This window comes from Cupriavidus sp. WKF15 (genome assembly GCF_029278605.1).
Lineage (GTDB): Bacteria > Pseudomonadota > Gammaproteobacteria > Burkholderiales > Burkholderiaceae > Cupriavidus.
Genome location: NZ_CP119574.1, coordinates 559,668 through 581,946, shown reverse-complemented (window position 1 = coordinate 581,946; position 22,279 = coordinate 559,668). Strand labels below are relative to the sequence as shown.

At 60.1% G+C, this 22,279-nt stretch carries 21 protein-coding genes; 1 reads left to right on the top strand and 20 read right to left on the bottom strand.

What is annotated here, in order from left to right:
- The first annotated feature begins 29 nt into the window (after positions 1-29).
- Complete coding sequence (locus tag CupriaWKF_RS32660; RefSeq protein WP_276103476.1) at positions 30-785, top strand: response regulator transcription factor; 756 nt, start codon at positions 30-32, stop codon at positions 783-785.
- Here CupriaWKF_RS32660 and CupriaWKF_RS32655 read toward each other — a convergent pair.
- The 20 genes from CupriaWKF_RS32655 to CupriaWKF_RS32560 form a co-directional block, all read right to left on the bottom strand.
- A complete protein-coding gene (locus tag CupriaWKF_RS32655; protein WP_276103475.1) occupies positions 704-3,058 on the bottom strand; it encodes an ATP-binding protein in 2,355 nt (784 codons plus the stop codon). The genes CupriaWKF_RS32660 and CupriaWKF_RS32655 overlap by 82 nt on opposite strands.
- A gap of 71 nt (positions 3,059-3,129) precedes the next feature.
- Positions 3,130-4,422: a cytosine permease gene (locus CupriaWKF_RS32650; RefSeq protein WP_276103474.1), complete on the bottom strand. Its 1,293-nt coding sequence runs from the start codon at positions 4,420-4,422 to the stop codon at positions 3,130-3,132.
- A gap of 333 nt (positions 4,423-4,755) precedes the next feature.
- Positions 4,756-6,093: an epoxide hydrolase gene (locus tag CupriaWKF_RS32645; protein ID WP_276103473.1), complete on the bottom strand. Its 1,338-nt coding sequence runs from the start codon at positions 6,091-6,093 to the stop codon at positions 4,756-4,758.
- Between the two features lie 62 nt (positions 6,094-6,155).
- Positions 6,156-6,581, bottom strand: a complete 426-nt coding sequence (locus tag CupriaWKF_RS32640) for an organic hydroperoxide resistance protein (protein WP_276103472.1) — start codon at positions 6,579-6,581, stop codon at positions 6,156-6,158.
- Positions 6,582-6,857: 276 nt separating this feature from the next.
- Entirely contained in the window at positions 6,858-7,358 is a 501-nt protein-coding gene (locus CupriaWKF_RS32635) for a helix-turn-helix domain-containing protein (RefSeq protein ID WP_276103471.1), read from the bottom strand.
- A 135-nt stretch (positions 7,359-7,493) separates the two neighbouring features.
- Positions 7,494-8,471 (bottom strand): tripartite tricarboxylate transporter substrate binding protein, encoded by a 978-nt coding sequence (locus tag CupriaWKF_RS32630; protein ID WP_276104094.1) that lies wholly within the window; start codon positions 8,469-8,471, stop codon positions 7,494-7,496.
- Between the two features lie 104 nt (positions 8,472-8,575).
- A complete protein-coding gene (locus CupriaWKF_RS32625; RefSeq protein WP_276103470.1) occupies positions 8,576-9,238 on the bottom strand; it encodes an NAD(P)H-binding protein in 663 nt (220 codons plus the stop codon).
- A 68-nt stretch (positions 9,239-9,306) separates the two neighbouring features.
- Positions 9,307-10,416, bottom strand: a complete 1,110-nt coding sequence (locus CupriaWKF_RS32620) for an alkene reductase (protein ID WP_276103469.1) — start codon at positions 10,414-10,416, stop codon at positions 9,307-9,309.
- Between the two features lie 98 nt (positions 10,417-10,514).
- On the bottom strand, positions 10,515-11,159 hold the full coding sequence (locus CupriaWKF_RS32615; protein WP_276103468.1) for a TetR family transcriptional regulator: 645 nt from the start codon (positions 11,157-11,159) through the stop codon (positions 10,515-10,517).
- A gap of 147 nt (positions 11,160-11,306) precedes the next feature.
- Positions 11,307-12,797, bottom strand: a complete 1,491-nt coding sequence (locus tag CupriaWKF_RS32610) for a CoA transferase (protein ID WP_276103467.1) — start codon at positions 12,795-12,797, stop codon at positions 11,307-11,309.
- Positions 12,798-12,936: 139 nt separating this feature from the next.
- The gene (locus CupriaWKF_RS32605) at positions 12,937-13,776 is read right to left on the bottom strand and encodes an alpha/beta hydrolase (RefSeq protein ID WP_276103466.1); all 840 of its coding nucleotides are present in this window, start codon (positions 13,774-13,776) and stop codon (positions 12,937-12,939) included.
- Between the two features lie 105 nt (positions 13,777-13,881).
- The gene (locus CupriaWKF_RS32600; protein WP_276103465.1) at positions 13,882-15,225 is read right to left on the bottom strand and encodes an MFS transporter; all 1,344 of its coding nucleotides are present in this window, start codon (positions 15,223-15,225) and stop codon (positions 13,882-13,884) included.
- Positions 15,226-15,371: 146 nt separating this feature from the next.
- Entirely contained in the window at positions 15,372-15,668 is a 297-nt protein-coding gene (locus CupriaWKF_RS32595) for a DUF1330 domain-containing protein (protein WP_276103464.1), read from the bottom strand.
- Between the two features lie 125 nt (positions 15,669-15,793).
- On the bottom strand, positions 15,794-16,318 hold the full coding sequence (locus CupriaWKF_RS32590; protein WP_276103463.1) for a DUF302 domain-containing protein: 525 nt from the start codon (positions 16,316-16,318) through the stop codon (positions 15,794-15,796).
- 126 nt (positions 16,319-16,444) lie between these two features.
- Positions 16,445-17,710: a CoA transferase gene (locus CupriaWKF_RS32585; protein WP_276103462.1), complete on the bottom strand. Its 1,266-nt coding sequence runs from the start codon at positions 17,708-17,710 to the stop codon at positions 16,445-16,447.
- 31 nt (positions 17,711-17,741) lie between these two features.
- Positions 17,742-18,518 (bottom strand): enoyl-CoA hydratase/isomerase family protein, encoded by a 777-nt coding sequence (locus CupriaWKF_RS32580; RefSeq protein ID WP_276103461.1) that lies wholly within the window; start codon positions 18,516-18,518, stop codon positions 17,742-17,744.
- Between the two features lie 103 nt (positions 18,519-18,621).
- Positions 18,622-19,269 carry a 3-oxoacid CoA-transferase subunit B gene (locus tag CupriaWKF_RS32575; protein ID WP_276103460.1) on the bottom strand — a complete coding sequence of 216 codons (648 nt, stop codon included), beginning with the start codon at positions 19,267-19,269 and terminating at the stop codon, positions 18,622-18,624.
- 10 nt (positions 19,270-19,279) lie between these two features.
- Positions 19,280-19,969, bottom strand: a complete 690-nt coding sequence (locus tag CupriaWKF_RS32570) for a 3-oxoacid CoA-transferase subunit A (RefSeq protein ID WP_276103459.1) — start codon at positions 19,967-19,969, stop codon at positions 19,280-19,282.
- A gap of 269 nt (positions 19,970-20,238) precedes the next feature.
- On the bottom strand, positions 20,239-20,670 hold the full coding sequence (locus CupriaWKF_RS32565; protein WP_276103458.1) for a tautomerase family protein: 432 nt from the start codon (positions 20,668-20,670) through the stop codon (positions 20,239-20,241).
- Between the two features lie 122 nt (positions 20,671-20,792).
- On the bottom strand, positions 20,793-22,196 hold the full coding sequence (locus tag CupriaWKF_RS32560) for an NAD-dependent succinate-semialdehyde dehydrogenase (protein ID WP_276103457.1): 1,404 nt from the start codon (positions 22,194-22,196) through the stop codon (positions 20,793-20,795).
- Between the last annotated feature and the right edge of the window lie 83 nt (positions 22,197-22,279).

Sequence of the window (22,279 nt, the reverse complement as noted above, 5' to 3'; positions counted from 1 at the left end):
CAGGTGGCCGAAGACTTCGCGAGGACCCCATGCAGCACAGCCGGACAGACCAGTGCATTGCCGTGGTCGACGACGATCCGTCCATTCGCGAAACACTGGAAGGCTTTCTGGAGGCGGAGGGCTACGATATCTGTTGTGCCGCCGATGCCGACGAACTCGACCGCCTGATGCTCGTCCGTCCCGTGGATCTCGTGCTGCTGGATATCCGGCTGCCAGGCCGCGATGGCCTGTCGCTGACGCGCGACCTGCGCGAGAAGTCCGAAATGGGCATCATCCTGATCACGGGCCGCAACGACCGGGTGGATCGCATTCTCGGCCTCGAATATGGCGCGGACGACTACATTGCGAAGCCCATCGATGAACGTGAACTGCTGCCGCGCGTGCGCAACCTGCTGCGGCGTGTGGAACACAGCCGCGGCGTCGCTGCGCCCTCGACGCTGTCGTTCGGCCAGTTCCGGCTCGACACGCGTGGCCGCAGCCTGACCGATCCGGCAGGTGAGAACGTGCCACTCACGACCGCGGAGTTTGACCTTCTTCTGGTACTCGTCAGGAACGCAGGCCACGTTATGTCGCGGGAGCGGCTGATCTCGGCAATCAAGCGGCGCCGCTTCGAGTCAATGGACCGGACGGTCGACACGCTGGTGCGTCGTTTGCGTCGCAAGATCGAGGCGGACCCCGACAACCCGCACCTGATCAAGACGGTTCACGGCACCGGGTATCTGTTCTCGGGCCCGGCGGCCGCGGGCGATATTAGGACGCCCACGAAGCGCTCCACGTCCCGGTAGATCGTCACGACCGTCAACGCCGCATCCAGGACTTCTGTGGCGCTGCCTGTCCGGGCAATCTGCTCGAGCCTAGCGGCCGCCTCCGCCAACTGGTCAAATCCGACGTTCGATGCGGCGCCCGCAAGGCGATGCGCGCCTTCCGCGACCGTGTCCAGCGCGGCGCGGGCGCAGCCGGTCGCGATGCCTTCCACTGCATCGGCCGCCGTTTGCGAGAACGCCACGACGATGCGCAGGGTGCGATCCTGCCCGAGCTTCTGGCGCAGCCGGCTGAGGCGCTCCGGCTCTTCGATGGCAGCGGATGTCACCGGCAGCGCCACCTGCCTCAGCGCCGAGCGCAGCGCTTCCACCTCGACCGGCTTTTCGATGATTCCGTCGATGCCGCGCAGCAAATAGAGCGGTCTGTCGGTCGGCAGCGGATTCGCCGTCAGCCCGAGTATCGGACCTGTATGCCGGTTCGGCTCGCGGCTCGACCGGATCGCGGCGGTGGTGGCAAGACCGTCCATCACGGGCATGCGGATGTCCATCAATATCAGGTCGAATTGTCGGGTCTTGAGGATATCCAGCGCCTCCTGCCCAGAGCCGGCAGTCGTCACATCGCATCCTTCGGCGCGCAGCAATTCGCCCACGACATCGCGATTCAGCGCCACGTCGTCGACAACCAGCACGCGCGAGGCAGGCGCCGGCCTCGGTGCGCGCTCCGCTTTACCCAGCGCAAGGTCGAACGGCAGGCGCACCGAGAAGGTCGTGCCTTCCCCGATCATGCTGCGCACCGAAATCGAGCCGCCCATAGCTTCGGCAAGGCCCTTGCTAATGGCGAGGCCAAGGCCGGTTCCTTCAAAGCGCCTTTCATGTCCGGCTTCCGCCTGCGAGAACGGCCGGAAGAGCTGCGGGATGACTTCTGGCGCAATGCCGATCCCCGTGTCGGCTACGTCGATGACGATTTCGATCGAATCGTTGACGCGGCCAGTGACATCCGTCCTGACCTCGATATGCCCGGCGTCAGTGAACTTGATGCCATTGCCGACGAGGTTGATGATGATCTGCTGCAAGCGTGCAGGGTCACCGAACACGGCTGGCGGCAACGGCGCGAGCGCGCTCACGCGGACCATCAATCCCTTCTCCGCGGCAGCCGCGCTCGCCAGTGTGGCCGCGCTCGTGATCACCTCACGCAGATCGAAGCGGCGCCGCTCCAGCCGGATGTGCCGAACCTCGAGCAACGCAAAATCGACAATATCGTTGATGATGACGGCCAGCGTCTTGCCTGCCTGGATCATCCGCCGCACGATCTGGGCCGCGCCATCGGGGAGCTCATATTGGACCAGCAGTTGCGCAAGCCCGAGCACCCCGTTGACGGGCGTGCGCAGTTCATGGCTCATCATTGCAAGCGATTCGGACTTCATCCGCTCGAGCGCCTCCGCCGCGTTCTTCGCCTTGACGAGCGCGCTCTCGGCTTCATGCCTCACCGTAATGTCCGCCACACTCGCGATGATCATGCGCTTCGAGCGAACCGCCAGCGACTGTCGCGAGACCAGCAGGTGGCGCACTGCACCTGCCTGCCTGCCAGTCTCGAATTCGCAGGTCTCGGTCGCGTCGCCCGTTCCCTGTTCAGAGACCAGCCAGGTGAACAGTTCCCCCTCGCGCCGCAGTGCTTCCTGCAGCCGTCCCGGAGTGCGCAGCGGGTCGTCCAGAAAGAGGTCAATCGCCTGGCGGTTGGCGAATTCGACCTGCCCTTGCGCATCGATCAAAAGAAGCGGAATGGGAGAAGCGTCTAGGAGGCGGTGAACCGAGTAGTCGCTCAGGCGGCTCTCGCGCACCAGCAGGAGCAGACACCCAAGGAAGAACACCCCTGCAATATCCATCGCAAGACGGCCGAACAGGCCCGCCGTCAGCGCCGAGAGTGGCGCGGACGTCGTGACGACGACCTTGCTGCCATGAAGCGAAGCGAATAGCGCCCCATTCCGGATGACGAACCGGCCTTTGGTGTCCTCGCTCCGCACTCCCGACAAATCATCGCAAAGCGGACTTGCCGCGCAGCCCGATGCGAGCGGAATGGCGGTCGTCATCTGCCCCGGCCATGCGGAGATGCCGGCGAGCGGGTTTCCCGAACGGAATTCGCCGTCGTCGATAAGCGTCGCGCCCCCCGACGTATCGGAACGGAGTTCGGCAGAAGCAAACTGGATGGCAAGACGTGCCTGATGCAGTAGCAGATTGTCGAGTGCGTCCTTGCGTGCCTGGAATAGCAGATACGCGAGCGAGGAGATGAGTACGATCACCACAATGGCGGTTCTCGCCTCGGCAGGGGGACGCGGAGTGACCGTTCTGCTTCGGGCGCCGAACATACGTATCAGTCGAGCGCTTCCGCCCCGGCAGACTGGCCGCCGAGATCTGCGCCAAGCTGACGTGAAGCGATGCCGGACATGACGAGATAGAGGCATCCGGCAACGGGCGCACTAACCAGCGGTGTGACCACGCCCGGAATCAGCCGGTGACAGAGCAACGCCACCAGCATCCCTGCTCCGGTGGCGAGCAATGCCGCCATGTTCACCGACGCTGTCCGTGCGCGCGAAAAACCCGCCCGTACGCGCACGACGTAGTAATCCGCGATGATCACACCGCCGATCGGAGATGCCATGGCTGTGAGCAGCAGCGTCCAGCCGGACACATCGCCAACGCTATTGGTGATGGCGAGCAAAATGCCAAGGAGCGTAGCGGCGCCCGCGACACCCATCCAGCGCAGTGTCGGAAACGCACTCTTGAACGTCACGGCGGCGTTTGTCAGGCACGCATCGCAGGTGGTCCAGTTGGCGATGATGACAAGCGCAAGCAGCAGCCACGACAGCGCATTGCCCGCAGTGAAGAGGTCGTTCACCTTGATGCCTGATGCCGCCAGCAGTACACCCAGGATCAGGAACGGCAGGTTCGCGAACAGGAAACCGAATGCCGTCGCCTGTACCGCTTCGTTGCCGGTGCGGCAATACCTTACGATGTCGCCCGTCATCGTACCGCTCACCACGAAGGTGCCGAAGGCAATGCACACGCCCGTTCCGAACGGCATCGGCCCGCCGATCGGACCATCCAGCAGCGCGTCCCACCTGGGTGCGAGCCGATGCGCGAAGACGACGATGGCGAATATGGCCATCGCAGGGATCCCGATCGCGGTCATGTTGAAGCCGCGGCTGATGCGGACGATGACCGGCATCGCGAACAGGACGCCTATGAGGCAGATTGCGAGCGCCGATTCGCCCTGCACGTGCAGCGCGGTGACCAGGATGTTCGCCGTCACGGCAACGTGGAACGCGAACCAGCCCGTAACTAGCGCCCCCAGCAACGCGCCGGGCATGACGGCACCCCAGCGGCCAAAGACGCCTTCCAGCACGAGTTGCGAACTCAGGCCCCAGCGCCCGGCGGCGAAACCTATTGCCGCCGAATAGATGAAGAGAATCCAGTTGCCGAGGATCGCCGCAAACAGCGCGTCGAACGTGTCCAGGGAGGCCTGCAGGTAACCGCCGACGATGATAGAGGCAAATGCGGACGAGAAGCCCGTCCACGCAAACGCGGGGAACAGGAGGCCACGCCGCCGGGGTAGCGGGATGGGCCTCGTAACGCTGCCGTCACTTGATTCGTCAAGACAGTTCATGGATCCTGGTCAATCCAGTCATGCTGGAGGCTGATCTGCATGCCAGATAGTCCCACAGGCGCGGGATGCCAGTGGTTCTTAACGGAGGCCGGCGATAGCCTTGCCATCAGGTTCCGGCCGTCCCGGCCACGCGCAAACTGATTCCCCTTGTTTCAGGCATTGTCACTGCCTTGCCCGAGCCGCGCGCCGGTGTCGGGGCTTCGCGAGAGGCGAAGGCGGCGACGGTGAACGCCGCCGCGATGGCGAAGCCCAGTAAACATTTGATTGATAACCTCATCTTGTACCCTTTTGCTCTTCCACTAATCCCATCAGGTCCAAAGGACCGGTGCCGCCTCATGCAGATTTACCATCTCGCAACGTCCTGAGGCCCGCGCGCAGTTCGTCGGCAAAGACCATCGGCTGTTCCCATGCGGCAAAGTGGCCGCCTTTCGGCAGACGGTTGTAGTGGATGAGCTTCGGGTAGGCACGCTCGGCCCAGCTTCGCGGCGCCGCGTAGATCTCGTCCGGGAAGACGCTGACGGCTACCGGTATGGCGAGGTGCTTGACGTCGAAGAACGCCAGATTGTTTTCCCAGTACAGGCGCGCCGACGAGACGGCAGTCCTTGTCAGCCAGTACAGCGTCACGTTGTCGAGGATGTCGTCACGCGTGAGACCTTCGCTCTTGCCATCGAACACGCGGGCGATCATCGCCTGGCTCGCGGCATCATGATCGAGCATCCAGGCAGCCAACCCGATGGGGGAATCTTCGATCCCGTAGAGCGTCTGGGGACGGTTCGCCATCTCGATAGCGTAGCCGAGTCCGTGCTTGTAGAAGGTGTCGAGCTGCTCGTATGCGTGCCGTTCGTCAGCAGAGAGTCCCGCCGGTGCCGGTTCGTTGTACTTGAGCGCCTTCGATATGTCGGCCGGCAGGGTGGCGGGCATATTGACGTGAATGCCAAGCAGTTCCGGGGGCGCGATCAGCGCCATCTGCTCGGTGATGGCATCGCCCCAGTCTCCACCTTGCGCCACGTACTGCTTGTAACCGAGGCGGTTCATCAGCACGATCCATGCGCGGGCAATACGCACAGGATCCCAGCCCGTGGTCGTTGGCTTGCCGGAGAATCCGTGACCAGGAATCGACGGGATCACCACATCGAACGCATCGGAGGCTTGGCCGCCGTGAGCCGTCGGGTCTGTGAGTGGCCCGATGACCTTCAACTGCTCTATCACCGATCCGGGCCATCCATGGGTGATGATGACTGGCAGCGCACCCGGATGCTTCGAGCGAACGTGGACGAAATGAATATCGACGCCATCGATGGTCGTCATGAATTGCGGCAACGCATTCAACCTGGCCTCTGCCTTGCGCCAGTCGTGCCGGGTCGCCCAGTAGTCGGCGAGCCTCTGCATCGTCGCCAGCCGCACGCCTTGCGATGCATCGTCCACGGTTTCACGTGATGGCCAACGGGTGGCAGCGATACGCCGGCGCAGGTCCGTCAGGGCCTCCTGCGGGAAGGAGACACTGAATGGGCGGATGGCGTCGGGCTTCCCGGCACCAGTGGTTGCGGCCGACGCTTCGCCGGACAGCGACATCAGGCCCATGCCGTAGCCTGCCGCTGCTGCGGAGACCCCGAGAAAATGGCGTCGCGTGAACCGGTTCTCCTCAGGAGTCGGGTTGTTGAACAGTGTCATCGAGCTTTCCTTAAGCGCATGAATCGGTGGTGACATTGGAATGACGAGTTGGCCGGCAAAGGTCAAGCGGCTTGCACCACGTTGATCTCCACGCCGATATTGCCGCGAGTGGCCTTCGAATAGGGGCAGGTCTGGTGAGCCGCATCCACCAGCGCTCTTGCAGTCGCCGCGTCGATGTCGGGCATGCTGACGTTCAGGCGAGCCTGCAGGAGGAAGGCTTCGCCTGCCATGCCCAGATCCACTTCGGCGTTGACCGCCAGGTCAGGCGGCAGCGTCACGCCTCTCGCGCGGGCGGCGAGGCCGATCGCGCCGATGAAGCAGGCCGACCAGCCAGCGGCAAATAGTTGTTCCGGATTGGTTCCACTGCCTGCGCCACCAGGGGGCGACAGCTTGACGTCGAGGCGCCCATCCGCGCTGCGGGCCGCGCCGTCGCGTCCACCCGTGGTGTGGGTCTTGCCGATGTAAAGAACTTTGTCGACTTGGATCATGATGATCTCCTTGATTGGGTCTTACTAATGATTGGCGCTTGACGTCGCCACTCAAATGACAGACATGGCGCGATTCAGGACATAAACCGCGAAGGCAGACAACCGCGATGGGCGATGGAATCCGTGATGCCCATAATAATGCTCCGGAACGATCACCTGCGCGACGACAGAAACGCGATTTAACCGCCCCTTTTCGCATGGCCGGACAACGGTTCGTGCCGCTCGCTCGGATGAGCTCGTGGTCACTCCCTGCTGCCGCGCAACGCGGAAGGTTCGTCACTTCGCCGCGTGGCCACGGTCGCCCGTCCCAACGAAGCGAGCGCCTGCGCGCACCCCTTCTCTGCCTGCACGGATGGCAGCCGCGGAGGCGAACCCGGTGCTGCTCGGCGTTCCCGTCTCCGTCACGACGCCTTCCTGGCTACTCGACCAGTCGTCTGCCCAGCACTTGAGCGCCAAGTAGACCGGGAAGAAGGCGCGTCCCTTCTCCGTCAGGTGGTAGCTAGGCCGCTTTGCCTCGACACTCGCCCGACGTTCCAGCAGGCCTGCGCCGACAAGCGACTTGAGACGTCCGCTCAGGACATTTGACGCGACGCCAAGCGATCTTTCGAATTCCTCGAAACGGGAACGCCCGTAGAACGCTTCGCGCATGACAAGGATCGCCCATCGGTCGCCGACCACTCGCGTCGCCTCTGCCACCGAGCAGCGCCTTTCCGCCGCCGGCCTGCCCACGTAGGAATCGACTTCGCCCACGCCGTGGGGTAACGAAAGATAACGCATCGTTGACATCCTTTATCAGATTGCGTGCGCATATACGACGGTACTCATCACTTAACGCGTGGAAGAATCACCAAGATCCACCGCCGCGCAATCGCTTTTGTAGTACCCCAAGGTAACGTCGGTACCGCCAGCGTCTTACTCGGCCGCGATACCCTTGTCGCGGATCACCTTGCCCCACTTGGCGTAGTCCTGGCCGATGCGCTGGCTCATCTGCGCTGGCGGCTGGAAGTTGGCGATGGCCCCGGCCTTCAGCAGCTTGTTCTGGACATCCTTGTTGGCCAGGATCTTGCCGACCTCGCCGGAGATGCGGTCCACCACCTCTTTGGGCGTTCCCGGCGGCGCCAACAGGCCGCCCCAGGACACCGCGTCGTAGCCCGGGAAGCCCTGCTCGGCAATGGTCTTGACATCGGGCAGGATACTCACGCGCTGCGGCGAGCCGATCGCGATCGCACGCAGCTTCCCTGCCTGGATGTGCGGCAGTGCGCCAATTAGGTCGGCGTACATCACGGGCACCTGCCCACCGAGGGTGTCGCTGATCGCGGGCGCGGCGCCCTTGTATGGCACGTGCTGCATGTCAAATCCGCCGATCTGCTTGAGCAGTTCCATGCTCAGGTGGCCGAAGCTGCCCGCGCCCGCACTGGTGTAATTGAGCTTGCCAGGCTGGCCCTTGGCCTGCGCGATCAGCTTGGACAGATCCGTCACGTTGGGCAGCGCCGTCGGGTTGACCACCATCACGATCGGCAGGTCATAAATGGTCGCAACGGGCGTGAAGTCCTTGGTGGTGTCATATCCCGCCCTCTTATACAAATGCGGCGCTAACAGCGTAGGCATGGCCAGCATCATCAGCGTGTAGCCGTCGGGCGTGCCCCTGGCCACCTGCGAGGCGGCGGTGGAGCCTGATGCGCCAGCCCGGTTTTCCACCACCACCGGCTGTTTGAGCGCCTCGCCCAGTTTCTGTGCCACGATGCGCGATGCAGTATCCGTGGGACCGCCCGGCGGGAACGGCACGATCAGCTTGATGGGCTTGCTGGGCCAGTCTTGCGCGAAGGCGCTCGCGACCACCAGCGGCATGGCGGCCAGGCCCAGGATGGCTCGACGCCGGGAGTGGGCCATCCGATTGATAAATCGAATACGCATGTTTGTTGTTCCAGGTTGGGATGAATACCTGACCGGCTAGGCTGCGGCAGCCATCGGGATTCGCCAGTACCAGAACGCTGTTAGTAGCCGGCGGTGAAGCGGGCGCGCTCGTGCGCTGGCTTTTCGAGTTCGTCGACCAGCGCGACCGCATAGTCTTCGAACGAGATCAGGCTTTTCCCCTCCGCATCCTTGATAAGGCTGTCGCCCCCCAGGCGGAACTGACCGGTTCGCTCACCAGGGGTGATCAACATGGGCGGGCTGAAGTATGTCCAGTTGATGTCGGATGCCCGCAGCGCGGCAAAGGCCTTCATGTGAGAAGTGGCGATGTTGACGTAAGGCTCCGGCCAATAGCCAGACTTAAGTACAGTCACGCCGGGAGAGAACTCAAGGGATCCGGCTCCTCCCACCACAATCAGGCGAGGTGCATCGGCCTCGCGAACCGCGGCAATCAGTCGCTCGGTAACACTGACCATTTGATCCGTATAGCTAATATCCGTCGAATAGCGCGGATCACTGCTCGATGGACCAAAGGCGCTCACCACCGCATCCGCTCCGCGAATAATTTCCGCGATGCGGTCGACGCTCGTCAGGCCGTCCTGCACCGCCGTGACAGTTTCGGGAAGGCCCTCAGGAAGCTTGTCCAGGTTTCGCGCCACTGCCGTGACATGATGGCCGCGCCGAACGAGCTCATCGAGGATGGTTCGGCCTGCACGGCCTGTGGATGCCAGTAGAGCTACATGCATTCGGTACTCCTGGGTCATTGGGAATTGTTGCTGGCTTGCGAGTCAAGGCCCCAGTTCGGGCCCGGCGGTCACTCTGCCGCGCGTGCCGTCTCCAGCGCTGGATAGTCGATGTAACCTGCGGCGCCCCCACCGTAGAACGTCGAACGGTCATAGGCATTCAGCGAAGCGCCCACCTTAAGCCGGTGAGGCAGGTCCGGGTTGGCGATGAACTGCCTTCCAAAGGCCACCGCATCGGCGCGACCCGAGCGGATCGCGTCATCCGCCGACTCGGCCGTGAAGCCTCCCGCAACGATCAAGGTCTTGTGCCAGAAGGGCCTGAGCTGGTCCACTGCCTGCGGGGCATCGATTTCCATCCCCGCGCCATCACGTGCTTCGATCAGGTGAGCGTAGGCAATACCAAGCTCGCCAAGCTGAGTGAGGACATAGCTATAAAGGGCAATCGGATCGTCGTCACCGACATCGTTGTACGTGCCGAACGGCGACAGTCGAACACCGACGCGATCGGCGCCCCAAATTTCGATCAGCGCCACCGTTACCTCAAGGAGCAACCGCGCCCGGTTTTCAATTGACCCGCCATAGCTATCCGTCCGACGGTTGGATCGGCTGTGCAAGAACTGTTCGATCAAGTAGCCGTTGGCGCTGTGCAGTTCTACGCCGTCAAATCCTGCAGTCATTGCATTTCGCGCGCCTTCACGATAGCTCTCGATGAGCTTCGGAATCTCCGCAAGTTCAAGCGCGCGCGGCGTCTCGTACGGCACCCTCTTCCACTCCGGCGTCAATGCCGAATGACCTTCGATGGCGATCGCGGAAGGCGCGACGGGCAACTCGCCATTTGGCTGGAAGCTCGAATGGGACGATCGGCCGGTGTGCCAGAGTTGTAGGAAGATGAGCCCTCCCTTTGCATGGACTGCATCCGTTACCTTCTTCCAGCCTTCCACCTGCGCGGCGGAGTGGATTCCGGGTGTTGCGGGATAGCCCTGGCCAGAGGGTGTGACTTGGGTCGCTTCGGCGATGATTAAGCCACCACCCGTAGCGCGCTGGCCGTAATACGCCGGCGCCAGATCGTTGGGCACGTTGCCCGGCCCTGCGCGCATCCGCGTTAGCGGTGCCATGACCACCCGGTGAGCGAGCTCATTACGCCCGACTTGAATTGGCGAAAAAAGTGAAGGCAATGACATCTGACTAATCCTAAGCGTGCAATTGCAGGCTACGAAAGAAAGGCAACCGGCTTTCCGCCCATGACGGCTGTCGGGCTCCTTCAGAGACACCCGTTCATCTATTGAGGGGAAGGCATTGCATTGGCGACCGCGTCTCGAATTTCACTCGCTAACGCCTCGTCGTCGACGAGACGCACCAGAACAAGCGCTCCTACTGTGGCTGCATAGGCGGCTATGGCTTGCGCACGTCGCTGCGCCAACAGCTTCGCGGGCATGCGGTGTTCGAGCACATCGAGCAATTGCTTGACGCCCTCTGTGACAAGATGCCGTGTCTGCTCACCTTGTCTTGACAGTTCGGGGCCCAGTGCGGAAACAAGGCAACCATGTGCCGGGCCATCACGGAACGATGCATCGAGATACTCAGCCATTCTCCGCGGCACTTCCTGAGCAAAGCTCGCCGGATTGAACTGCTTCCAGTACTCAACGTTTTTTTCCAGCGCGCGAACACTTGCCTCCGCGATCAGCCCAGCTTTGGAGCCGAATGCACCGTAAAATCCGCCGGGAGTCAGCCCGACGCTGCGCATCAAGTCCGCAATGCCCACGCCATCCGGTCCCCGCGCCCGAAGCAACTCTGATGCCTTGTTCAGCACGTCATCCCGGTTCTGCGCTGCTTTTTCCCTTGTGACCCTCATCTCAATCACTCGATAATTTCTCTTTGCCTTCGAGTATCGGAACTGGCGCCCAATAGCGGAAAGGTCCGGCAAGGGAGGCGCCTGTGGTACGCACTGCGATTACTGTCCCACCGCGTGCGCAGACGGCGTATTCAAGGGCGAAGGCATCCCAATGCGCGATGGCATCGGCCATACCTCACCGGAAGAATGGGACAGGCAACTGGCAAGGCGTCCGTCGAGTTACAGCCAGCTTGGCTCCCAGGACCCTATCGGAGTCAGCGGATGTTGGTAATGGCCAGGCGTTTTAGACATCTCAACCATTTCCGTTACTCCAGTGTACTGTCCCAACGGAGTGCTAACAGTAAATTGCTCCGGGTCCGGATAAATATGGCCATCCTTTGATCCCGCCATTGACTTCGCAAAATCGCGATCGAACACCCCCATTTCTGGAAGCCACAGCGCAACCCGACCCAAGGAAACCTTGACGCGATAACTACCACCTTCTTGGGATCGCCGATACAGAGCAGCCATGGCACCCGTCGCAGCTAGCCACCCGGCTGGATAGTCACATATCACTACGTGGGGAGGGTGCTCTGGCCTGTCGTCTGTCCCTTCGATATTGTTCAGGCCCCACGCCAAGCCAGCCGAGACATCAAACCCCGGTCGATTCGACCAGGGGCCCGCCTCTCCTGCGTAGAAGATATCGACATCGATAATGTTGGGATTGCGTTCCCTTAAATCTGAATTCGATATCCCAAACCTTTCACGCCAACCCGGTCGATGGTTGTTGAAATAAATATCAGCTCCCGAAACAAGCTCATAAAACCCGTTTCGATGGCCATCTTCCTGCAGTTCCATTTTTGCAGTCCGCACTCCGACATGTGAGGTATATTGAAATACGTCCAACTCGACATTTGACGGACGGAAAATATTCAACACGTCGGCACCGTGTAATGCGAGGCTCCTGCCAATTGAAGGCCCGGCGATCACATGAGATGTGCCCAAAGCTCGAACGCCATCCAACGGCGTCTTCGCGTTCGGTTTGAAAGGGATAGGGTCGCCATCTGCCACCTTTTCAATTTCTATTAGCGGCATCAAGCCCACTGATTCTAGAAATGCGTCCAGCTTAACGACCTCTTCGATCCGGCGGCCGAGTGCCATGACAACGCCTGCGTCACTGGCCGCATTCTCAAGATCTTCGCCATTCCATTTTTTGATCGCTCTAGCAATTGAGGCCGGATCTCCACCGCCGCCCAATAGACCGATCGCCCTTTGCCTGATCGAAGGATAAATATTCAATGGCATTATCCATTTATTGTCCTTCGTTTGATGCATAACAGGCATTGCGAAGAATGGATTGTACGGATCTGATTTTCCTGGAAAACCATTCACAAGCTCCCATTTCTTTTCCCAGAACGGAGTGAATCGACGTAGAGCTTTCGGGACATCAACGTGAATGTCTTGGCTTTCCCCGGTTCGCTCCTTCCAAATTTTTGCAACCAGAATCGCTTTCGCCGCCAGGCTGATTGCAGACATCGCACCAAACGGAAGACGACTATTTACAATCGGGTCCGCTCCAGAGAATGTGAGCGTCCCGCCGATATCCTCGATGGATGCGCTGCAAAGATCCAGAACCGACTTCAGATTCTGATGCAAATCCACACCACATTCTTTTAGCGGGTTCCGATAGTTGAAAAGGATCTTCTTCGCCAGAGCCTCAGCGGCGGTCATGTCATTTCCTATCATGATGTTTTACGGGGTGAATTATCAAAAATTTCACTCAGCGAGTCTCTATCAGTTGCAGTCTCGGGGCCAAATTATCCCGTAACGCACCCGCTAAAAGTAAACCCTGACGGCATTGGCCATTCGATTAGGCCGCTTCGAGGAAAAGCTTCATATGCTCGACAAAAAGTTGCGGATACTGAAACAACGATCCATGACCAGCGTTCGGGTAGAGAATGAGTTGAGCGTTGGGGATATACTGTTGAAGCGTAAACGAGTTGATGGTTGGCACCATGATGTCGTTTTGGCCGTTTACAACCAGCGTCGGATGCAAGATTCTCTTCAATTCTGCATACCGTTCTCCACGAGGCTGGCGCCATTCCATGATTGCTGCCGTTTGCGCCTGCATGGTCTGAACCGACGAGGGGACGTCCGCGTCTTTGCGTTGGTGGCGACGCTCCCAGAAGGCTTTTCCGGCTTCCTGTCCAGACTCTGTTGGCGCAAAGAACAGATAAAGGAAGTCCTCCAGGCTGGGTACGGCATTCGCCGCGACTTCCCTGATGCGAGGATCGGAAGGGGGTTCACCGTTCCGAGGGCCCGTTCCTACCAATACCAGGCGTCTGATAAGATCCGCGTGCCTCAGGGCAAAGCTTTGGGCCACGTAACCGCCGATTGAAAGTCCCAGGACGTCCACCTTCCGCAATTCCAAAGCCTTGACAAAGATGGCAACGTGATCGGCCATAGCGTCAATCGTGTCCGGCGTCTCACCGCTCGTACTCGCGACACCTGCATTATTAAAGACGATAACCTGCCTTCCTTGCGCAAGGCCGTCTGTTACCAACGGGTCCCAGTTGTCCATTCCGCCCCGGAAATGTTGCAGCAAGATTAGGGGCGTACCCTTGTCGGATCCGAAGCACCGATAGGCGTAGCGAATCCCGTTACTCTCTACATATCGAGTCTTCGCCGTGACGTGATTTTCAATGTTCATTTTGTGCTCCTACAATTGGAGTTGGGGAGACGGTTGCGTACCGTATGCGCGCATCCGGCTTACTGACTGGCGTGCCTTGCCCATTTGTGCGTGCGGATGGGGTGTTCAAGTCTCGGCAGCAGCAGTCAAGTCCGGCGACTTCGCACCAGTCGTCTCCAGATTGCCAAGGGCCAGAAACAGGCCAATACCACCCAGGATCATCAGCGCGCCCAGGACGATTAGGCCATTATTGAGACTGCCCGTCGTAGCCTTGATCCAGCCAATCATGGTGGGGCTGAAGAAGCTTCCCAACTGACCCAGGCTGCTAATGACGGCGATTCCCCCTGCCGCGCCAACGCCGGATAGGTAGCGTTGCGGAATTGTCCAAAAAACAGGGAGCGCCGAGAAGGAAAACGTCACGGCAATGGCAAGCAACGCCAGCGCAGCGGGCAGGCTATGCGTCCAGAAGGCCAGGACGAACAAGGCAATGCCGCCGCCCACCGTACAGGCGAGATAGTGCCAGCGTCGCTCCTGCTTTGCGTCCGAATGTCTGGAAATCAAAAGAATTCCCAATGTCCCGACTCCGTACGGAATCGCACTGAGATAGCCGACCTCGAAGATCGTCTTGGCTCCGGCGCCCTTGATCACGGCGGGTAGCCAGAAGCTGATCGCCATCGTTCCGCAAACCAGCGAGAAATAGACTGCAGCCAGTAGATATACACGCGCATCCCTCAGCACGTCCCTCAGGGACTTTGCTGCACCGTTGGTGTTTTGACTTTTTTCTTCGCTGAGCCTGGCGAGCAGGGTATGGCGCTCCTGGGGCGTCAGCCACACTGCGGTGCGCGGACCGTCATCGATCATCCAGTAAGCCACGATCCCAAGTACTACCGCAGGAAGTCCCTCCAGGATGAACATCCATTGCCAGCCTCTGAGACCATGAAGTCCATTGGTTTGGTCGATGATCGCGCCAGACACGATTCCCCCCACGACGCCGGCGACGGCAATGCCCACGAACATCCAGGAAGTTGCGGCAGCTCGCCGGCTTGACGGGAACCAGTAGGTCAAATACAGAACGATCCCTGGGAAGAAGCCTGCCTCGAACAGACCCAACAGGAAGCGCATCCCATAGAGTTGCCAGGGTTCCACAACGAACGCCATTCCCGCGGAAACCAGACCCCAGCATGCCATGATCCGCACGAAGGTTCGGCGGGCACCGATCCTGTGCAGGAGGAGATTACTGGGCACTTCGAAGAGGAAATAGCCGATAAAGAAGATCCCCGCTCCCAGCCCGTAAACGGCATCGCTGAACCCGAGATCGCCCTTCATCTGCAACTGCGCAAAGCCAATATTGATACGATCAATGAAGGAAACTACGTAGGCAACAAAGAGGAAGGGAATCACGCGTAGCGAGACCTTCCGGTAAAGTGCGTCCTCCACCGCGGCGCGGCGGTGTTGATTTGTGGGGATCATCTCTGTCTCCGAATGCCTCTGCCGGCAGCAGAAGTCGTTATGTGCTGCGCCACCCTTTTCCGTTGGCGTCGCAATCGATGACCACGGCTGGCCATTTCTGTCGCCCCAAGCCGGCGCGGGCCACCTTGGCAGTCTACGGGAACGTCTCAGTCGTTTACACCTGCGACGACGCGCGCGTCCCTTTCCGCGCCATCGCCCAGTACAGCCAATGCCGCCTGATAAGCCTCGCTCTGATACGCAGCTAGAGCCTGCTCGAAGCTAGGAAATTCAACCACAACGGTCCTTTGCTTCAGACCCGCTTCGAACGCGTAAACCTCGCCGCCTCGCACCAAAAATCTTCCGCCTGCTGCGCTCACTACAGGTCCTACGAGGGCACCGTACGCTGCCAGCCTATCTGGGTCATGAATCGCTCGATACGCTGCCACCCAATATCCTTTTGCCATTTTTCATCCTCAGTAGAAAAAGCACTTGAAACCGGAAACCCTAAAGCACATGTACGCATGCGACAAAGGTTGGACAAGGTATCCATTGGTCCTTGCCCACAACTGCGACGGCGAAGCGGGAAAAGTCAGCTAGCCGCGTCGTGCATGAGCTTGCTCATCCGCTCATCCAGACTGACGCCCATTGCATCGGTGGTGGGATTGTGGAACTGCCCGAACAGTGAAGAGGGTCGATCGTATTCGATGGTGGTGCCGCCCGACGCGTTCTCATATACGACCGCACGCAGTGGCGCATACAGGCCCGCCGCCCGCACCTCGCGCGTCATCCTGGATGCAGACAGGATGTCGCCAATGTAGTAGGTCTTCAGGTTTTCCGCCGGACCGTTCAGCGCGAGCACCTTGCCGTGGTAGGCAATGTAGTGAATGGACAGGCCGTAGTTCCTGATGATTCGCGCAGCCGATTCGCGGAGCTGTTCGGTCTGGCCGTTCTGCAGCATGTCGCGCATCGGCTGGTCCAGGCGGCCCAACTTGCTTTCGATGAACCCGCACACGTCGGCATACCGCTTCTTCGTTTCAATGATCACGTGCTTCGTCGCGACATCGCGAATCTGCGGTTGGACGTCATCGGCCGCGTAACCCAGGATCGGCAACATCGCCGACGCCGCGGCGCCAACCACAATCCCGATCAACGTACTACTTGCTTTGCTCATGGAAGTCTCCTGTTTGTCGCTCGTAAAGCTACTCGCGCGATCTCTCAACCTGCAAAGGCGTTGGCCCGATCAATCCTCTATAGAGGCGGCGACATCTTGATCCGATCCGACGACATCCCGCACTTTCGCCAACGGCAGGCTCTTCACCGAGTCCGGAAGGCCGCCGACGAGGACGCCCGCCTCGACGGCTGCGCGCACCTCGTTCTCTGACAGGCCCACGCTGCGGAACACCTGTTCGTTATGCTCACCGCGAAACGCCGGTGCGCTGCGCGGGCCGAGCTGGTCATCCGAAAACCGCCACGGATAGCCGTGGATAAGATACGAACCACCTCGCCGGTCAGGCACTTCCTGCACAGCGCCCCACTGCTTCGCCCAGTCGGTCTCGGCGAGTTCCTTCAGCGAGCGTATCTGGCCGATCGCGATCTTCGCTTCGTCGAGTTGCGCGTCGAGCGTTTTCAGGTCGCGGAACGTCAGCATCCATTTCTGGATCACTGCATGCAGCGCGCCGTAGTTCTGGAGTCGTCGCTCAGCGGTACTAAAGCGCGGATCACGCCCAAGGTCCATTCGCCGCATCGCGCGCAGGTAGTTCGGAAACGTGTTACTGCCGACGATGCTCTGCGCCGCGACGAAGGCCTCGCCTCCAGGCCCGACGAAGTGCGGGCCTTCGGTCGCGCCGAGCACACCCGGCTCCGCGCCGGTATCTACACCCGCGAGATCGAGGTGCGCGCGTTCGTTGATGGACAGCATCACGGCTGCCATCGCCACATCGATGTACTGTCCGCGACCAGTCACTTCGCGCTTGCGCACCGCGGCGAGCACCGCGATGGTTGCCTGCAGGCCCGCGTAGACGTCTGCGTGCGACAGCGGATCCGTCCACTTTCGGCCCGCATCGATGCCTTCGAAATGACGCATCGTGTTGTGTGTGAAGCCGGCTTCGGCTTGCACCGTGGGCGCATAGGCCATGCGCGATGCCCACGGTCCGCGCTGGCCGTAGCCGGTGATCGACACATACACCAGCCGCGGATTGCGCTGGCTGAGCGTCTCGTAGTCAAGGCCGAACGACTTGAGCGTGCCCGCGCGGAAGTTCTCGACGATGATGTCAGCCTCGTCGCATAGGCGCAGCACCAGCTCGCGCGCGTTGCCCACATTCAAGTCGATACTGATGTTTCGCTTGCCGCTGTTCTGTTGCGCGTAGTAGCCCGACATGCCGTCCTGGTTCGGGAACGCGGCGCGCGACACGTCCGGGCGAGGCGGCTCGATCTTGATCACGTCCGCGCCGAGATCGGCGAGCGTCCGTGCGCAGAGCGGTCCGGCCAACACGCGCGAGAAGTCCACGACCTTGAGTCCGTCTAGTGGTCCAGTCATGTTAGTTCCCCTCAAATTCCGCCGTGCCGGGACCAGTCTTGCCAAAGGCTTCGAGCCCTCGCTTGAGGTCTTGTGACGCCCAGATCGGCTTTTGCAGTTCGAACATCGCTTCATCGGCGGCTTGTAGGCCGTCGTTGAGCGCTACGCGAACAAGTTGCTTCGTAGCGCCATGCGCAATGGTCGGGCCGGCGGCCAGTTCCTGAGCGACCGACAGCGCAGCCTCGTCAAGCTTCTCGTCGGGCACCACCAGGTTGATCAGACCCCAGCGTTCCAGGGTTGCCGCGTCATACCGCCGGCCGAGCATTGCCATTTCCTTGGCGCGGGCTGGCCCCGCCCGCACCACCTGGCGCTGGATTCCCCCAAGCAGCGGATGCAGACCGAGTGCGACCTCGACCGACCCAATCTTGGCGGATTCCGCGACCACGCTGTAGTCGCAGGCAAGCACCACCTCGAAGCCGCCACCGAGGCAAGTGCCATTGACGGCCGCGACGATCGGAATTGGCAGCGTTTCGAACGCACGCAGAATCTCGAGCGGATCGACCAGTCCTTTGCCCTCTCGCGCAATGCGATCCGGAAACAGCGCCACTTCGGCACCGGCCGAAAAATGCCGCAATCCGCTGCGCAGCAGGATTGCGCGGGAACCGCGCTTCACCGCAGCGTCGAATTCCTCGAGCAGCGCACGGTACATCGTTGGACCCATGAGGTTGTGCGGACGAAAGTTCATCGTCAACACTGTCACGCGCTCGTTAATTTCACACATCACAATTGGTTCGCTCATTCTTGCTCCATGTATTTGGTTCTGGCGTTGTCGCGTTGAACGCGCAACGCTTGTTGCGAAGTTCCCCTGGCGTGCAACCGGGAATCGGCCTGGCTTGCAGCGTCTATCCGGCTGGCCCTCGGCGCATCTGAACGCCAGTCAATTCGCAAAGTTCGTCGAACGATATGTCTGAGCAGATCTCCACGACCTGCAGGCCGGAAGGCGTGACATCGATAACCGCCAGATCGGTGTAGACCCGGCTCACACAACCCATCCCGGTAATGGGGTAGGAGCATCGTTCGACGATCTTGCTTTGGCCTTGCTTCGTCATATGCTCCATCATCACGTAGACCTCCTTGGCGCCAGTTGCGAGATCCATCGCACCACCAACCGCTGGAATGGCGTCGGCTTGCCCCGTGTGCCAGTTCGCCAGGTCGCCATTGACCGATACCTGGAACGCGCCCAGCACGCAGTAGTCCAGGTGTCCGCCACGGATCATGGAAAAGGAATCGGCATGGTGAAAGAAGGCGCCTCCGGGAAGCAGCGTGACCGGCTCCTTTCCTGCGTTAATCAGGTCATCGTCTTCCCCATCTGGCCCCGGCGCAGGTCCCATCCCGAGGATGCCGTTTTCGCTGTGAAGAATGATTTCCCGATGTGGGTCCAGATGATTGGCGACAAGTGTCGGTACGCCAATGCCAAGATTGACGTATGCACCTTCCGGGATGTCTCGCGCAACGCGTTGCGCCATTTCTATCCGTGTAAGCTTCTTCATTTCCGGGATCTCACTCAATTCTTCCGTCGGACTTGCAGCAGGAGACCTGTACCACGCGTTTCACAAAGATTCCCGGGGTCACGATGGCCTCTGGATTCAATGTGCCGAGCGGAACGACTTCGCTGACCTGGGCGATTGCAGTCGTCGCCGCGCTGGCCATGACGGGACCGAAATTGCGACCGGACATCCTGTAGGTCAGGTTGCCCCACCGGTCTGCGCGATGGGCTTTCACCAACGCATAGTCTGCTTTCAGCGGTAGCTCAAAAACGTAGTTTTTGCCATCCAGCTTGCGAGATTCTTTTCCTTCGGCAAGCTTGGTGCCGTAGGCAGTTGGGGTATAGAATCCACCGATTCCGGCGCCCGCTGCCCGCATACGTTCCGCCAGCGTACCTTGTGGAATGACTTCAAGTTCCACTTCCCCCGCCCGATACGCCGCGTCAAACAGTGTTGCGCCGGCGAGCCGCGGAAATGAGCAAATTAGCTTTCTTACTCGCTTCTGCCGAATGAGCGCGCCGAAGCCCGAATCGTCGCTGCCGGAGTTGTTGCTGATAATGGTGAGATCGCGTGCACCCTGTGCAACCAGCGCGTCAATCAGTTGCAAGGGAAGGCCTGCCCGCCCGAAGCCGCTGATCATGATGGTTGCACCATCGTGGACGTCCGCCAGCGCAGCTTCGCATGTTTCCAGAATCTTGTTGAGCATAAGAAATATCCAAAGGCGGGCCACTGGTGTATTTGGCTGCCTGGGTAAATGGCGCGCCAACGATGTCCCATGCGGCGATCTGGAGCCAGACCTGGAGCGAGATCTGCTGCGAGGCGCGAAGGTACGCACCACGTTTCTGCTTCGATAAAAAGCGATCTCGAGCGAGGCGAGCAGCCAGAGAGCTGGGGAGCCCCCCGCTGCGACGGCTCGGCCGCTACAGCGGCTGTTGCATATCGGCGTACGAACTGTTTCAGACGAAACGGGTCCGATCAGCCTTCGCTCGGATCGTACGGCGACGCGCAGTTTTCAAGTTTCCACCGTTTCTCGGCTACCGTATCGGGACGTGGTGGGTGGATGCTGTCGATCAACCACAGTTCGCGCGGTGTTTCGCCGACATGCAACTCGAAGTGGTAGCCCCGATCCTGAACGAAAGGTGCAATTGCGGCATTCGCCTTGCGCAGCCAGGACGCCGTCCACTCGGGGTCCTTGGAGATGTGCCTGGCGAACTGGTCCACTCGGAGCCTGACAAAATCGCCTCGCGCCTCGCCTCCCATGTAGAAGGAATCTTTCGGCTGTTCATGGAACAGAACGCCCACGTAGAAGCGAGGAATGATGTAGATGTCGGCAATACGATTGGCCATCTCCTTTTTGTCTTCTGCCGTGTAGGCGCCGACTGGATGATAGATATTCCACAAAGGCATTTTTGTCTCCATACTTGATAGATGCCGCCCTTCTCATGTCATATCGCCTGAATTTCTTTCGAAAAATGACGGGACGTTCGTAAGGCGTCGATATCGATAGCTCAGGAGCGAGCTACCGCCTGTCAGCTTCCCTTCGGTTTCGTGGGAAGCGTGCCAACCGGGTCCGTTGTGATCAGCTTTTTGTTCACGAACTCCTCGAATCCAGCCATCGACAGTTCGCGCCCGAATCCAGAGTTCTTGATGCCGCCAAACGGCAACTGGGGTGTCGTCGAGAACGGTCGATTGACAAACACCATGCCGCTGTCGATACGCGCGGCGATCTGCTCGCCGCGCTCAGGATCGGCGGTCATGACGGAGCCACCGAGCCCATATTGCGTATCGTTTGCGAGCCGAATTGCTTCTTCTTCATCCGCAACAACGAAGAAGGAAGCGACAGGGCCGAAGAACTCTTCCCGATAGATCGGGGCGTTCGTGTTGATGTTGCTAAGGATGGTGGGCTCGATATAGAACCCTTCTCGATCAATGCGATGGCCGCCACATTCGATCACTGCGCCGGAATCCACTGCGCGCTGGATCTGGCCAAGAAGATGATCGAGGGCGCGTTCCGACGAAATCGGCCCAAGCGTCGTGTTCGCGTCCGCAGGGTCGCCAGCCTGCAGCGCGGTCATGGCTTTTTTGAAGCCGCTGAGGAATTCCTCACCGCGCTGTTTTCCCACGACAATGATGCGCTTCGAGCCAACGCAGACTTGTCCGCAATTCAGGGTCCGGCCGATTAATGCGGTATTGACGGCCCAATCGAGCGGAGCATCCTCCAGGACGATCATGGCATCGTTGCCACCGAGTTCGAGCACCACCTTTTTTAGATTGCGCCCGGCCCGCTCAGCCACCGCGGCGCCGGCTCTTTCACTGCCCGTGAGGGTGACGCCGCGCACGCGTGGATCGTCGATGATCGTCCCGACTTGATCGATCGACGCGAAGACGTTGGTGTACACGCCCACCGGCGCACCCGCTTCTTCAAACAGTCGGGCAAAAGCCAGCGCACATTGCGGCACGCTTTCGGCGTGCTTCAAGATGAGCACATTGCCAACCATGAGCTGTGGAGCCGCAACGCGCGCGATCTGGTAGTACGGGTAGTTCCACGGTTCGACACCGAGCAGGATGCCAACTGGATGAACATGGACTTTGGCACCGGACACTTCCGGCACCTGCTTCGGCTCAAGGAACTCCTGCGCGTGCTGCGCGTAATAATCGAGGATACTTGCCGATAACCCCACTTCGACGCGGGCTTCGGCAATCCTCTTTCCCATTTCCATCGTGATAATCTGCGCGTAATCTTCCGCCTTTTCCCGCAGAATGGATGCTGCTTTCGCGATAATCTGCGCACGATCCACAACGGACCGATGCCGCCAATCCAGTTCAAAAGCATTTTGAGCCGTCGCAATAATCTCCTCGATTTCGTGGTCCTTCGCGGTGTCGAACGACTTGACTAGCTTCCCTGTCGCCGGGTTGATTGTCTGGTATTCCATCTGGCGGTCCTCGGTGTGTCAGCGGAACATGGACTGAGTTTCTTCGCCATCCATGCATCGTTAGCACATTCTGGAATTCACGC

What these genes read in the sequence shown, in the direction of transcription:
- CupriaWKF_RS32630 (WP_276104094.1), bottom strand. Translation starts at nt 8,471, where the DNA reads ATGGCCCACTCCCGGCGTCGAGCCATCCTGGGCCTGGCCGCCATGCCG.
- CupriaWKF_RS32620 (WP_276103469.1), bottom strand. Translation starts at nt 10,416, where the DNA reads ATGTCATTGCCTTCACTTTTTTCGCCAATTCAAGTCGGGCGTAATGAG.
- CupriaWKF_RS32635 (WP_276103471.1), bottom strand. Translation starts at nt 7,358, where the DNA reads ATGCGTTATCTTTCGTTACCCCACGGCGTGGGCGAAGTCGATTCCTAC.
- CupriaWKF_RS32595 (WP_276103464.1), bottom strand. Translation starts at nt 15,668, where the DNA reads ATGGCAAAAGGATATTGGGTGGCAGCGTATCGAGCGATTCATGACCCA.
- CupriaWKF_RS32590 (WP_276103463.1), bottom strand. Translation starts at nt 16,318, where the DNA reads ATGTTGCCGATCCTGGGTTACGCGGCCGATGACGTCCAACCGCAGATT.
- CupriaWKF_RS32640 (WP_276103472.1), bottom strand. Translation starts at nt 6,581, where the DNA reads ATGATCCAAGTCGACAAAGTTCTTTACATCGGCAAGACCCACACCACG.
- CupriaWKF_RS32625 (WP_276103470.1), bottom strand. Translation starts at nt 9,238, where the DNA reads ATGCATGTAGCTCTACTGGCATCCACAGGCCGTGCAGGCCGAACCATC.
- CupriaWKF_RS32645 (WP_276103473.1), bottom strand. Translation starts at nt 6,093, where the DNA reads ATGACACTGTTCAACAACCCGACTCCTGAGGAGAACCGGTTCACGCGA.
- CupriaWKF_RS32605 (WP_276103466.1), bottom strand. Translation starts at nt 13,776, where the DNA reads ATGAACATTGAAAATCACGTCACGGCGAAGACTCGATATGTAGAGAGT.
- CupriaWKF_RS32560 (WP_276103457.1), bottom strand. Translation starts at nt 22,196, where the DNA reads ATGGAATACCAGACAATCAACCCGGCGACAGGGAAGCTAGTCAAGTCG.
- CupriaWKF_RS32600 (WP_276103465.1), bottom strand. Translation starts at nt 15,225, where the DNA reads ATGATCCCCACAAATCAACACCGCCGCGCCGCGGTGGAGGACGCACTT.
- CupriaWKF_RS32570 (WP_276103459.1), bottom strand. Translation starts at nt 19,969, where the DNA reads ATGCTCAACAAGATTCTGGAAACATGCGAAGCTGCGCTGGCGGACGTC.
- CupriaWKF_RS32650 (WP_276103474.1), bottom strand. Translation starts at nt 4,422, where the DNA reads ATGAACTGTCTTGACGAATCAAGTGACGGCAGCGTTACGAGGCCCATC.
- CupriaWKF_RS32610 (WP_276103467.1), bottom strand. Translation starts at nt 12,797, where the DNA reads ATGACCGCCGCTGAGGCTCTGGCGAAGAAGATCCTTTTCAACTATCGG.
- CupriaWKF_RS32565 (WP_276103458.1), bottom strand. Translation starts at nt 20,670, where the DNA reads ATGCCTTTGTGGAATATCTATCATCCAGTCGGCGCCTACACGGCAGAA.
- CupriaWKF_RS32575 (WP_276103460.1), bottom strand. Translation starts at nt 19,269, where the DNA reads ATGAAGAAGCTTACACGGATAGAAATGGCGCAACGCGTTGCGCGAGAC.
- CupriaWKF_RS32580 (WP_276103461.1), bottom strand. Translation starts at nt 18,518, where the DNA reads ATGAGCGAACCAATTGTGATGTGTGAAATTAACGAGCGCGTGACAGTG.
- CupriaWKF_RS32660 (WP_276103476.1), top strand. Translation starts at nt 30, where the DNA reads ATGCAGCACAGCCGGACAGACCAGTGCATTGCCGTGGTCGACGACGAT.